General features: G+C 41.3%; 14 protein-coding genes. 4 read left to right on the forward strand and 10 right to left on the reverse strand.

The window, feature by feature from the left end:
- Positions 1-28: 28 nt before the first annotated feature.
- The 3 genes from Q3C15_RS05400 to Q3C15_RS05410 are packed head-to-tail and all read right to left on the reverse strand — an operon-like array spanning position 29 to position 3,293.
- Positions 29-1,393: a D-alanyl-D-alanine carboxypeptidase family protein gene (locus tag Q3C15_RS05400; RefSeq protein ID WP_302704580.1), complete on the reverse strand. Its 1,365-nt coding sequence runs from the start codon at positions 1,391-1,393 to the stop codon at positions 29-31.
- Between the two features lie 16 nt (positions 1,394-1,409).
- Complete coding sequence (locus Q3C15_RS05405; protein WP_302704581.1) at positions 1,410-2,573, reverse strand: cell wall metabolism sensor histidine kinase WalK; 1,164 nt, start codon at positions 2,571-2,573, stop codon at positions 1,410-1,412.
- Between the two features lie 30 nt (positions 2,574-2,603).
- A complete protein-coding gene (locus Q3C15_RS05410; RefSeq protein WP_278852586.1) occupies positions 2,604-3,293 on the reverse strand; it encodes a response regulator transcription factor in 690 nt (229 codons plus the stop codon).
- 221 nt (positions 3,294-3,514) lie between these two features.
- On the opposite strand from Q3C15_RS05410, the gene Q3C15_RS05415 reads away from it, so the two are divergent.
- The gene (locus Q3C15_RS05415; RefSeq protein WP_278852584.1) at positions 3,515-4,216 is read left to right on the forward strand and encodes a hypothetical protein; all 702 of its coding nucleotides are present in this window, start codon (positions 3,515-3,517) and stop codon (positions 4,214-4,216) included.
- Positions 4,217-4,266: 50 nt separating this feature from the next.
- Here the strand turns inward: Q3C15_RS05415 and Q3C15_RS05420 are convergent, their stop codons facing one another.
- Entirely contained in the window at positions 4,267-4,989 is a 723-nt protein-coding gene (locus tag Q3C15_RS05420) for an SAM-dependent methyltransferase (RefSeq protein WP_283599689.1), read from the reverse strand.
- Between the two features lie 62 nt (positions 4,990-5,051).
- On the opposite strand from Q3C15_RS05420, the gene Q3C15_RS05425 reads away from it, so the two are divergent.
- From Q3C15_RS05425 to Q3C15_RS05435, 3 genes are read left to right on the forward strand one after another with little or no spacing between them, the layout of a single operon-like run.
- The gene (locus Q3C15_RS05425) at positions 5,052-5,621 is read left to right on the forward strand and encodes an ECF transporter S component (protein WP_204779298.1); all 570 of its coding nucleotides are present in this window, start codon (positions 5,052-5,054) and stop codon (positions 5,619-5,621) included.
- On the forward strand, positions 5,621-7,012 hold the full coding sequence (locus Q3C15_RS05430; RefSeq protein ID WP_302704582.1) for an ATP-binding cassette domain-containing protein: 1,392 nt from the start codon (positions 5,621-5,623) through the stop codon (positions 7,010-7,012). Before Q3C15_RS05425 ends, Q3C15_RS05430 begins: the two co-directional genes overlap by 1 nt.
- A complete protein-coding gene (locus Q3C15_RS05435) occupies positions 6,996-7,661 on the forward strand; it encodes an energy-coupling factor transporter transmembrane protein EcfT (protein ID WP_302704583.1) in 666 nt (221 codons plus the stop codon). The genes Q3C15_RS05430 and Q3C15_RS05435 overlap by 17 nt, the downstream gene beginning before the upstream one ends.
- On the opposite strand, the gene Q3C15_RS05440 is transcribed toward Q3C15_RS05435, so the two are convergent.
- The 6 genes from Q3C15_RS05440 to Q3C15_RS05465 form a co-directional block, all read right to left on the reverse strand.
- Positions 7,626-8,288 carry a uracil-DNA glycosylase gene (locus Q3C15_RS05440; protein ID WP_302704584.1) on the reverse strand — a complete coding sequence of 221 codons (663 nt, stop codon included), beginning with the start codon at positions 8,286-8,288 and terminating at the stop codon, positions 7,626-7,628. The genes Q3C15_RS05435 and Q3C15_RS05440 overlap by 36 nt on opposite strands.
- A gap of 76 nt (positions 8,289-8,364) precedes the next feature.
- Positions 8,365-9,327 carry an L-lactate dehydrogenase gene (locus Q3C15_RS05445; RefSeq protein WP_064212583.1) on the reverse strand — a complete coding sequence of 321 codons (963 nt, stop codon included), beginning with the start codon at positions 9,325-9,327 and terminating at the stop codon, positions 8,365-8,367.
- A 322-nt stretch (positions 9,328-9,649) separates the two neighbouring features.
- A complete protein-coding gene (locus tag Q3C15_RS05450; protein ID WP_064214642.1) occupies positions 9,650-10,126 on the reverse strand; it encodes a MarR family winged helix-turn-helix transcriptional regulator in 477 nt (158 codons plus the stop codon).
- Positions 10,127-10,129: 3 nt separating this feature from the next.
- A complete protein-coding gene (locus Q3C15_RS05455) occupies positions 10,130-10,753 on the reverse strand; it encodes an FMN-dependent NADH-azoreductase (RefSeq protein WP_278852573.1) in 624 nt (207 codons plus the stop codon).
- Between the two features lie 275 nt (positions 10,754-11,028).
- Positions 11,029-12,183 carry an N-acetylglucosamine-6-phosphate deacetylase gene (gene nagA / locus Q3C15_RS05460; protein WP_302704585.1) on the reverse strand — a complete coding sequence of 385 codons (1,155 nt, stop codon included), beginning with the start codon at positions 12,181-12,183 and terminating at the stop codon, positions 11,029-11,031.
- Positions 12,184-12,395: 212 nt separating this feature from the next.
- Positions 12,396-13,196 (reverse strand): Cof-type HAD-IIB family hydrolase, encoded by an 801-nt coding sequence (locus tag Q3C15_RS05465; protein WP_283577589.1) that lies wholly within the window; start codon positions 13,194-13,196, stop codon positions 12,396-12,398.
- Between the last annotated feature and the right edge of the window lie 6 nt (positions 13,197-13,202).

Genomic DNA, 13,202 nt, shown 5'->3' on the forward strand with positions numbered 1-13,202 from the left:
AACAATATCCGCACTTAATAACTCATGACTAAAAGAGGTTGGTTACCCACCGCCATGCAATCTCAAAGATATTCGCCTTTTTAATGGCGGCCGTTGTTTGGGCATTAACCGCGCACTTCGTTCCGTTTACAGTTTCAAGGTTTTGCCCATCAACCGTAAACTTCATCGTCCCAACCGTTTCATGGTTCGATAATGGAGCGGCAAGCGCATTGCCTTTCTTGTTAAGCAGGCTCTTCTTCACGTTAACCTTGACTGCGACATTGTTAGCTTTCGTCCCCTTCTTTAACCAGAGACCTTCAGCCGATGCATTCGCAATTTTCACATTGACCTGTTTTCCATAATATACAGGTAAAGCGGCTGTCTTTTGGCCCTTCTTCAAGGTTACGTAATTGTATGTATGATAAATGTACGACATTAGTTTTTGAGTCTGAACAAACCGGGCCGGGTCAGAGTCGTTTTTGTGTGATGCGCCTAAAACAACCGTAATGATCCGGTGACCGTCTTTATTCGTTGTTCCAACGAAGCAAGCTCCCGCAGCATCGGATGTCCCGGTCTTAAGCCCATCAACTGGTAGTAAGGTGTATGAACATTGACCGCCTGGAAGCATCCAGTTCCAGTTCTTCATTTGGACTTGCTGATTGCCAGTATTAAAGCTCATTTCCTTCACACTTGAAGTCTTGACGATTTCTGGATATTCTTGCAAAAGTTTCATTGAAATCAATGCCATATCCTTGGCTGAAAACTTGTTTTCGGCATTCGGTGAAACTCCCGGATAAGCATCACTCTTCATCAATTTATTCGTTAATCCGTTGCAGGTATAAATTTGCGCGTCATTGATTCCAAGTTTCTTGGCTTCTTGCCGCATCATGTTAACGAATTTTTTTTGGCTGCCGGCAACTGCTTGGGCAAGGGCCATCGCTGCCCCGTTAGCTGAATAGATCAAAGTTGCCTGGTAAAGATTTTTTACTGAATACTGTTTGCCTTGTTCAAGCGGAACATTGCTCAAAGAAGTATCCTGACTGACAGCGCAGACATTATTCGATGGCTTAACCATTTGATTCCATGAAAGTTTTCCATCTTGAACGGCTTGGATAACGATGTACAGTGTCAATAACTTTGACAATGAAGCAACTGGAACTGATTGGTCAGCGTTTTGCTGATACAAAATCTGCCCCGTTTTCTCATCGATTGCAATCGCTGACTTAACGTCCAAATGCAAGCCCTGCGTCTGCTGAGCAGTCTTGGTCTTCGATGAAGCAGTTGTTGCTGAACTTGTCCTTGTCATTGCCGAAGAGCTTGCAGCTTGAACTGCCGCTGCTCCGCCCACAGCAAACACCGTTACTGCCGTTACCAATCCAATTAAAACTTTCTGTATTCTCTCCATTAAATGCATTTCTTAATCTCCAATACTAGTCAAGTTCTTCAACTTTTTCCTCTTTTGACGGTTGTTCAACCGGGAACCGCATGACAAAGGTTGTCAGGTGATTATTTGATTCAACCTTGATCGTTCCATGATGCAGTTCAACAATGCGCTGGGTAATCGCTAATCCTAATCCAGTTCCGCCGGTCTTTTGATTACGCGATTTTTCGACCCGATAAAAGCGTTCGAAAACTTGCGGCAATGAATCATGCGGAATCGGTTCGCCATCATTTGAAACTTGAACCTCAATTTCATCATCACTCATTCGCCGGGCCGAAAGATAAATGTTCTTCCCGCCCTTGCCATACTTCAACGCATTGGTGATCAAATTATTGACAATCCGGGCAAACTTTTCCGGATCGGCTTCAAGTTTTAGATCACCATCCGGCATTTTGGTTGAAATCGCCATGCCTTTTTCTTTGGCTTCCAGTTCAAAACTTGCTTCGAGCTGTTCAAAAAGCGACATCAAAGAGACCGTCATTAAATTCAACGGCGTATCAGCCTGACGGACCTTTGTATATTCAAATAGATCATTAACCAGCGACTTCATTTGGTTTGATTTGACAAATGCAATGTGGGCAAACTTGATCAAATCTTCTTCTGACTGATACTGTTTATTTTCGATCAGTCCTAAATATCCAATAATTGAAGTCAATGGTGTCCGAATATCATGACTGACATTCGTGATCAGCTCATCCTTTGATTTCTCAATTCGCCGTTCCTCTTTCATTGACTCAACGGTGCTATCAACCAAAGCATTAATGCTTTCAACTACCCGCTGCATTGATCCGTTAAGCACAAATGGAATCCGGTGGTCAAAATGACCTGACGCAATATAATGCAACTCAGAAATCACGTGATAAAGCTGAATTTGACGGTATTGGTGGACGATCCGCCAATACAGAATAAAACTGTCAAAAACAGTTGCAATGAACACAAAAAGCAATCCCCAGTTACCGAATTTAACGGTATTCGGTCCCAATGTAAGCGACATTTTGATATCAAAAATTCCACTGGCAACTCCGGGAATATGTCGCGTCCATTCATTCAATAAAATATAAATTGCGAAATCAGCTGCCAACAACAGGACAAGGGTAAACAAAATCTCCAAAAGAAGTTCCCGTTTTTCCTTGGAGGTCATTTTCAACTTCATTGTTGTTCGCCTTCTTCGCGCTCCCTATTTCTAATGTGTTTCAATTTTATAACCTACACCCCATACTGTTTGAATAACTTTCTCACCGTTTGTTGCTTCTTCGATCTTATCCCGCAAGTGACTCACATGAACCATAACCGTTTTTGCTGAAACAACTGATTCTTGCTGCCATACGCGTTCAAAGATCTCATCAGCAGAAAAGACCCGGTTGGGATGACTAGCAAGCAAGTACAAAATTCCAAATTCAAGTGCTGTTAGTTGAATTGGTTTGCCGGTTGAAGTCATCACTTCATGTGAATCCTTTTTGATAATAAGCGGCCCAATTTCAATTTGATCTGGTTCTTCATTGCGAACATCATGTTGTGACCGCCGGAGCAACGACTTGACCCGGGCCATTACTTCTAATGGATTAAATGGCTTCGTGACATAATCATCGGCCCCTTGGATCAATCCTTGAATTTTATCAAGATCGTCGGTTTTAGCTGAAAGCATTAAGACTGGAATTTGTGAATCTTTCCGGACTTCACGCAAGACAGCTAAACCATCCATTTGCGGCATCATAATATCTAAGATCATCAGTCCAATATCAGGATTTGTATTGAGCTTTGTAATTGCTTCTTTGCCGTTGTAAGCTTTCTCTACATCGTACCCCTCATTTGTAATGTAAATGCTCATCAATTCGACAATATCTTTATCATCATCAACAACTAAGATCTTCATATAGCATCTTTCTCCTATTCTGTGGTATCCAATCATCATTTAAATCTTCGATGACTGTCAAATAACCTAGTGTACTTTCCTATTTTAACAAAAAATTTAACTAAACGAAAAATTTATGTTGAATTTCATTAAATATTCTTATTTTTCTTTAAATTTATATTTTCCAAAATTTCAAAATTATCATAGAATAGAGATATAAAACTTCGAAGGAGGATCACTTGATGTTAGTCAAAGACTTTATCGATAACACGTTAACATCAGATAATTTTAATAAAATGGTTGTCAACTTGATCGGTCATTTTGGAACAATGGTCCGTGAAATCGAACACAACCGTCCAGAATTCAGTCAGATCATGGAACGGAAATTACTTTGGACAGATGATAACGCCCTTTTAGGTGCCAAGGACTTTCCTGCAAAATACAACGCTGAATACGGCATGTACTTCTCAACTGAAGCTTATGAAGACAACCCAACATTTCTTGCATTCAAAGAAAAACTAACCCAATTCCAAGAAGCAGTTAAGGCATTGCCTGCTGAAATCAGCAAAGAAGATGAAGGATTGATCAAAACTTCAACGTTGCGGAACCTCTTCCCCGTTGAAAAAGAAGACGACAAGGTTCAAATGCCACGGATTTTTGCAGCCAAAGACGGTAACGTTCAAGTCTTGACGGAAGAAAATTACGGCTTCAACGGTAAACGTGATCTTGATTTCTACGATATGTTCAACACTGGCGTATACTCATTTGAAGAAGTTGCTTACTACGAATTGAATAAGGAAGACGGCAGTTCACTTGAAGCAGCTGATTTAAAAGATTTCGATTGCGATACAATTCTTGGTCACTTATTAGTCTTCATGGTTCGTTACGGTTACACCGCAGCTGACTTTGAAAACTTTGTTGAAAACTTCGATATCATCGGCTAATTGATCAATTAAACTACGTTAAAAAGACGCGGAAAATTTCCGCGTCTTTTTTATTTTACAAGCCAAACCTGATCATTAATAAAATCAAACGGGCGATGATGCTGATTAAGCTGATCGATCAGCTGCAACCGCGCATTTTGCCAAAACTTTGCCGAATTGGTTGCGCCATTGCGTTCACCAATCACAATCAGATTCCCTTGAAAGTGATTTTGGCGCAAAAATTGCAAAATTTGCCAATCAACATCCCCACTATCCGGCGCCCAGGCCATAATGATATTATCCACATGTGAATAATATTGGCGAACCGCAGCGGCAGCATCCAACTTTTCCACCGCTGTCCACGGGCACGGCCGATCATTATCCTGCCCTTGCCAATCAAGGTTATCCGTCGCAATCGTATTTTTCAAGTTTGCACTGATCACGGCGTTGCCCGCCATGATCTCCAAATTGTGCGAATCCAATCCGCAAAAAGCTTGCAGATCATTGATCCACAACTGATTGCAAATATGCCAAATTCCAAAATTTTCAATCATTACCTGTCTTAAATTCTCAAATTGCGGTGAAACATCCATCAATTGCGGATATTCAATCAAATTATCGAAAATCAAATCCGTTGAAAGTTCCAATGCGGTTAATTCAACTTCGGGTAGCCGCTGCTGTTGATAAGCGTTAATTGTTGCTAAAATTTGATCACATTTTTCCACAACCGGGGTCAGTTTAAGACAATTTTGGCGAATTGCCTGCACTTGTTCCACATAATTATCAAGCTCCATTGTGATTTCACCTGCCATTATCCGGTATAATTAAATTATATCAAAGAAATGAAGTGAATCTTATGCAGTTACCCACAGTTAATCCCCATAAACAATATTGGACAGTTCATGACGTGATCCTGCTTTCGCTGATCGCGATTTTCTTTGGCTTAATCTATCAAGGATGGAATTACGTTTATTATCTGCTGGCAGCAACGCCGTTAAAGCCATATGCTAACGATTTAACGCTTGGAGTCTGGCTGATGGCCGGTCCGGTTTCTGCGCTGCTATTAAAGAAACGCAACGCGTGCTTAATCGGCGAGCTGCTGGCTGCAATTTTAGAGATGTTTATTTTTTCAAGTTGGGGCGTTGCCACAATCATTTCAGGGCTGATCCAGGGGCTCGGATCGGAATGCGGCTTTGCCCTTACTGGATACCATCATTTTGACAACCGCGGATTATTTTTATCCACAATTACGGCAACCCTGATCACTTTCGGGTGGGATCTTTTTCAAAGCGGGTATCTGCATTATCCACTGCATATGTTGATTACTCTGTTACTTTTACGCTTCATTTCAATCGGAATTTTTGCTGGGATCACGGTCGCGGCAATTCAAAAATTACTTATTAAGACAAAGGTGGTGGCTGCATAATGGACCTTGAAATTCAAAACCTGACTTTTGCATATCCAACGCAGTCATCCTTGCTGGAAAATACTACCTACCATTTTCCATCCACCGGGTTAACGGTCATTGCTAGTCAAAACGGCAGCGGCAAGTCAACTCTGCTTCAACTACTGGCAGGAATTCTTGCACCTTCGTCTGGAAAAGTTCAACTGAATCATCAAGATGTGAGTTTAATTGTGCCGGCGGCACGGGTTCAGCATCTCGCATACCTTCCGCAAAATACCCGCCACTTTTTTACGTTTAAAACCGGACGGGAACAGCTGACCTTTATGCTTGAAAATCTTCAAACACCAACGGACCAAATTCCCAAAATTATCCATCAAATCATTAGTGAAAATTCTTTGGAAGCCCTTGTTGACCAGCCGGTAACGACGCTTTCCGGTGGCGAATTGCAACAGATGGCACTTGCGATGATCCTCAGTCTTGATCCTGAATATCTGCTTTTGGATGAACCGTTTGCGAACCTGGACCGCGACCACCAGCTTCGGCTTATCCACATGTTAAAAAGCAAAAAAACTAACACTGCAATCATTGTGACGGATCATCAATTGCAATATTATCAAGATTTAGCTGATAACTGGCTCAGCGTTACTGCGCAAAAATTACAATCATTCAGTCCCCAGTTTCAAGATTTGCAGGCTGTTTCACGTGTAACCGCCGTTTTGCCACCTTCAACATCGTCCCGGCTCCAATGGCAAGAATTAACGTTTAATCAGTCCGGGCGACCACTCGTTGCTGAAAGTACCTTTAAGTTACCTCAAGGAATGGTTGGACTATTGGCTGGCAAAAATGGGAGCGGCAAGTCGACCCTTTTGAAGGTCCTTACCAAGCAGCACCCATATTCCGGCCAAATTGACTTTGATCAGCAAAATGAACAACGGGTCAGCGTCCGGAAATGGATCCAGCACATTACCCTTGGTTTCCAAAATAGCGAAGATCAATTTATCAAAACAACGGTGCGCGAAGAACTTCAAAGTGCACAACAAGCTTCGCATCACCCGGATTTTTGGACAGATGCGCAAATTAGTTCGTGGGTTCAAAGACTTAACTTGCAAGATGTCCTTAGTGAAAGCCCATATTTTATTTCCGGCGGCCAGCAAAAGAAAGTCCAGCTTCTGATCTTAGCAATCATCAGCAGTCCTGTAATTTTGCTTGACGAAATTTTAACCGGCCTTGACCACGCCTCCGTTGCGCTTGCATGGAAACTAATCGAAACCCTTAAGCAGCTCGGATGTGGAATCTTGATCATCGATCATCAATTTCAATCGTTTGAACATTATGACTATGTTCTTGAAATTCATAATGCACAACTTCAGCTTTTATCGAAGGGAGGAACCCTAAATGAAATCGACCGCTAAGCCCCGGCTGAACCCAACAATCGCCGTTTTACTAATGCTCGCTCTCGGGTTAATTTTGACGTTTGCTTCGAAAATTTGGTTAAACGTTGTTGTCTTCATTGGGTGTTTACTATATCTTTCGGTTTGTCGCGTTTCATTTAAAAAAATTGGAATTGCCCTTTTGATCGCGTTTCCGTTTGCCCTTGGAAGCTGGCTATCATTTGTTTCATTTAGTCACTCATTTACAAGTGCCTGGTTGTATGCCACCCGGATCTATACCTATTTTTCACTGGGAGCACTTGTTACCCTGTGCTATTCCTTGAAAACAGTCCTTTTAAGCCTGCATCAGCATTTTCATCTTTCAAATACATTTGTTTACGGGATTCTTGCTGCTGTGGGAATGGTCCAAAATGTAAAAGCGCAAATCAAAAAAATTCGGATTGCCGCCAATATGCATAATCAAACGCTGAATTGGTGGAATCCGATGCTTTATTTAAAAATTATTGTCAGTTGTTTGAATTGGTCAGATAACCTTGCCGTTGCGATGACGCTTCAAGGATTTTCCAACGATTATCCCCGCACCGAAACTTATCACGATTCGATTTCAATTTTTCAGTGGGGCCTCTTAATTCTTTTAGTCTTGATTTGCGACGGATTGGCGTTTTTTTAATACCTGATCGATCAAGTGCCAGTCCTTTTCAATTTCAGGGGCTAATTTTCGGTTATAAAAAACTGCTGCGGGATGGAACGTTGAAATCACCGTATATTCCCGATCAGATAAAATATAGCCGTCTCCCGTTGCATTTAACTGCTGGATTGGCTGGCGGAATACTTGACCATGATGGGTTCCAACACTAAATTTCGGTCCCAAAATACGCCGCAAACTCGTATTGCCAACCGTTACGATGACTTTCGGATCAACCTGTTCCAGTTCCCAATCAAAAAGCGGGGCATAGGCTAACACTTCTTTTTTCGTTGGTGTCCGGTTCGGCGTTTTGGTTTCAATTTCGCCAGTCTTTTTATTCTTAACTTTTTTGACCGAGTATGGACGGCTGCGAACAACACTTGTAATGTAAACATCATCCCGCGTCAGTCCGGTAATCGCTAATGACTTCATTAATTCCTGACCAGACTGCCCAGAAAACGGTATATGCGCCGTAATTTCCTTTCTTCCGGGGGCTTCACCAACAATCATCAATGGCGGATTGATTTTCCCTTGACCGGACAAAAAACCTTCAAGCCGATAACCAGCTGCCCGCTGCTTTACCCGTTCTACTAATTCTTCAGGATATTTCATTTTAACCTCTTAAAACACAAAAAGCCTGTCAGGCGACAATCACCCAACAGACTTAATTGTCTAACTTTCAATTAGATTATTTTTCACGAACTGAGTCAAGAACTTCTTTAAGTTCTGAAGCTGACTTGTGTAAGCCGGCCATTTCTTCGTCTGTGATGTGCATTTCAACAATGCGTTCTACACCGTTTTCGCCAACGATTGCTGGGATACCTGTATAGATGTCCTTCAAACCGTATTCACCGTTGAAGTATGCTGATGTTGTCAAGATTGCGTGTTCGTTTTCTAAGATTGCACGAACAAGACGAGCTGTACTCAAACCGATACCCCAGTTTGTGATCTTCTTACGATCAATGATGTAGTAAGCAGCGTCACGAACTGTCTTACGGATGTCTTCAAGTTCATCTTTCTTGATAACACCTTCGTCGCCGTCTTCGATCCAGTCCATTAATGGCTTGCCACCGATTGTAGCTTGTGACCATAATGGTTGTTCTGAGTCACCGTGTTCACCAACGATGTATGCTGAGATGTCGTGTGCGTCAACACCTGTCTTGTTTGATAATTGCATCCGTAAACGAGTTGAGTCAAGTGATGTACCTGTACCGATAACACGGTTTTGTGGTAAGCCTGATTCATCCCATGCAACATATGTCAATACGTCAACAGGGTTTGAAACGATAACTAAGTTGCCATCGAAGCCTGAACCCATAACTTCCTTAACGATTGAACGCATGATCTTTGCGTTTGTACCAACTAATTCCAAACGTGATTGACCTGGTTTTTGGTTGATACCAGCTGTAATGATAACCATTTGGGCATCTTTACAATCTGAGTAGTCACCATGGTAAACTTTGCAGTTTTCTGGTGCGTATGTAACACCGTCCATTAAGTCACGAGCTTCACCGTCAGCCTTGTCACCGGCAACGTCGATTAATACCATTTCATCAACGAGACCTTGGTTTAAGATTGAGTATGCACAACCCATACCTACACCGCCGACACCGACGATAGCAATTTTTCTTGATGTTCTTGTGTTAGCCATCTATATCACCTCATAAATTATTTAAGGAAAATCCTTAGAAAAAGTTTTAATTGCTTAAAACTTTCAACGACTATTATTTTACCAAATCAGATAAATAAATGAAAACATTTACGCCCAAATTTTGATAGAATTATTTTATTTTATTCTTTAATAATAATTAAAAAACTTATGGAACTCCTTATAAAAAAAGAGAAATCCGCATGAAACCAGATTTCTCATAAGATTATTTACTTTTGGTACGGACTATCTTTAAGAGCATTTGCGTAATAAATAATTTCTTGAAATACAATTTAGATAATCTCAACGTTGTATTCAATCTTTCTTACATCACATGATCCTTGATGTAACTCAAAAAACGAATGATCGAATCGAGCTCATCACTGGTAAAATCAGTCGAAATTTTTTCCTGAAGCTGGCGGTAAAGTTCTTGGTGCATTTCAGCATGTAAGTTGGCAATCTTTTGGCCTTCGGGGGTCAGTTGATAGTAAATGTTCTTCTTATTGTCTTCATGCCGCACAGCAACAATCAATTTTTCATCCTGCATTTTGCGAGCCGCCCGGGTAATTCCGCCACGGGTAACTCCCAGCTCTTGAGCAATTTTAATTCCGGTAAGCTCTTGATGCTGGCTTAACGTATCCAAAATATGATATGCCACAACTGAAAGTTTTGGAACCTTCTTCTTTAGTTCCGGATCCTTAACGTGCTCAAGCATCCATTCTTGGGCAACCGTTAATTCACTGTTATGTGCATTTTGAATTTGGGAAATTAAAATTGTAATTTGATTGATTTTATTATTCATTGATTAAAACTTCTCCGCGATCTTTGCAGCATCCTGCATTGCTTTTTCTTTAATTGTATCACGCCGATCACGAAACTGATCAACCCCTTCAATATAAAGATCAGTAAAGTCGTCCACACCAAACAATTTCAACGCTAATTTAAGATAGGTCCCACCAAAATCAAATTTTTCAAGTGGTGTTCCATGATAAACACTTCCGGCCGTTTGAATATGCAAGGCCTTCTTATTTTCAAGCAAACCAACCGGACCTTTTTCAGTATATTTGAATGTCTTCCGTGGAACTGCAATAATATCAACATACTGCTTCATTTCTGCCGGCAAAAAGAAGTTATACATTGGGTTGACAAACACATACTTATCAGCTTCTAAAAACTCGTTTAACCATTGATTATGCGCCGCAATTACCTGCTGTTCTTCATCAGATAATGGTTGACCGTTTCGTTGGTGCTTCCACGCTTTCATTGTCGTGTCATTTAACGGCGGGACTTTTTCGGCATATAAATCATGCGTAATGATCTCATCATCGGGATGAAGTTCCCGGTACTTCTTAATGAAATAGTCAGCGACACTGATTGAAATACTATCCTCAGCATGCGGATGCGCCTTGATTACCAATACTTTTGTCATTTAATTACCTCCCAAATTAATTTCCAAAAGTATTATCTAATTATTTTTGTTGCTCGTCAACATTAATGTTGATTGACAACAAAATTAGATGTGACAAAACGTTAAAAACGAGCGTGGCGGAAGCAGAAAAGCGAATGAATCGCGTCAGCATAGATTCAGAGGTTTGCGTCTTTCACTAGCTTCGCGTCGTAGCTCGTTTGTTTTGAAACCCGATTATGCAGTATAGCAAAGAGGTTGTGACTTGCGTCACAACCTCTTTTCATTTCTAAACTCAATTAAGCCTGATACCGTGACTTTCCATCCAAGTATGTTTCACTTAAAGTCATATCCGGATTCAGAATCAAGAAGTCCGCATCGGCACCTGGAACAATTGAGCCAACCTTATTTTCCATGTGCATGCTCTTAGCAGGAACTAATGAGCCCATCCGAACGGCTTCTTCTGGCGTTACAATGTTCCAGTCAACAACGTTCTTCAAGGCATCCTTTAACAGAAGAATGCTTCCGGCAAGGTTATTGCCAACCTTTAACCGTGCCATATCGTCCTTAACGTAAACTTCAAGTTCACCAAGCATGTAGTCGCCATCAGGCATTAAGCCGGCCCGCATGCAATCGGTAACCAACGCAACGTTGTCCGGCGTCTTTTGATCGATCAATACCCGAACAGCAGCTGGTGCATTGTGGTGGCCGTCACAGATGATTTCGCATGTTGTATCATCCATCGTGTAAGCAGCACCGACCATTCCAGGATCACGGTGACCGAATTCGTTCATTCCGTTGTATGTGTGCGTAAACATTGATGCGCCGGCTTCAATACATCGCTTTGCTTGTTCATACGTTGCTGAACTGTGACCGATCGAAACCACAACACCTTCTTTAACTGCTTGACGGGTAAATTCTGCGGCTCCCTTCCGTTCAGGCGCAATTGAAATCTTGTTCAATAATCCATGTGCGGAATCTTGCCACTTGTGGAACTCATCAATGTCTGGGTCACGTAAATACTTCGGATCTTGAGCTCCCTTATGTTCTTCCGTGAAGTATGGGCCTTCAAAGTGAATTCCACGAATTTTGGCACCCGTTTCTTGACCTTGATGATCGCCAATTGCCTTACATACATTATTCAATTGATCAAATGAAGCTGTAACCGTTGTTGGCAGCCATGAAGTAACCCCGGCTTTTAACAGCCCTTCTGACATTTCATTGATTGCATCCCAGTCTCCATCAGTAACATCATGACCAAGAAGACCATGAATATGCGTATCAAACAATCCAGGGGCAACCCACTTGTCGCCGTATTCAACGATTTTGCCAGCCGGCTTTGCTGATTCTGGATAATATGAACCAAACTTGCCGTCATCGGTAATTTCCAAGTAACCATTCGTTTCAGTTGTATTCTTTAAAAAGAATTTTGCTGCATGAATGTAATATGCCATAATATTCTTCCTCGTTTTCTAAATTAGTTTCGTTAAAATTGGAATAGACCATTTATTACAATCACTATTCTTTCACATTTTGTTATCGCTTGCAAGTGTTTTTGCATAATTTTCCTGTTTTATACTTCTTTATACTTTCATTTTTGTTTTATACTTCTTTATACTTTTAGGCAAAAAAGAAGATGGACCTAAAAAGTCACATCTTTCTTTTACTAAAACAATTGATCTAAAGTCACTAAAACCCCATCATCTTCGTTTGATGGACACACATGCTTGGCAACTCGTTTGACTTCTTCGCCAGCATTGGCCATTGCATAACTGTGCTTGCAATACCGCAGCATTTCAATATCATTTCCGCCATCGCCAAAGGCCGCGCATTGATCAGGCGTGATCTTCCACCGTTCAACCAAACATTTCAATCCCGCAGCCTTATGACAACCCGGAATAATTAAATCAATGGCCCCAAAGCCGCTTGAAGTTGGTTCAACTTTTCCCGCAAATTTCTCACGAAACAGCGCCATATACTCATCCGTTTTTTCTTCTGGTACATTGGCAGCAAATTTCAAAATCTGATCATCAACGTCACTAAAATCATCGACCCATTCTAAATGATGATAGTAAAAATTCGTCAAATCAAAAAAGGCTTGGTCAACTGTCCCGCGTTCACAATAGGCACTTTGCGCCCCGCACATTACCATTTTGATTTCGGAATGATGATGAGCAAAATCAATCATCGCTTGAATTGTTGGTTCTGCCATTTCTTGGGTAAAAAGACGTTCACCGTGGCTTTCAATTAAAGCGCCATTTTCAGAAATAAACGTAATTTGATCGGCACAGTCAGCAAATAAATCCCGAATCGTAAAATACTGACTGCCGCTTGCAACCACAAACTCGCATCCAGCAGCGTTCATTCGGTCTAAAATCCGTTTGAAACGTTCCAGATCATAAGTATGGTCAGCATGCGTAAATGTTCCGTCAATATCGGTTGCAACCAGCTTAATATCATTTTGCATTTTAAA

Origin of the sequence: Ligilactobacillus sp. 110_WCHN (genome assembly GCF_030518115.1) — a bacterium.
GTDB lineage: Bacteria > Bacillota > Bacilli > Lactobacillales > Lactobacillaceae > Ligilactobacillus > Ligilactobacillus aviarius_C.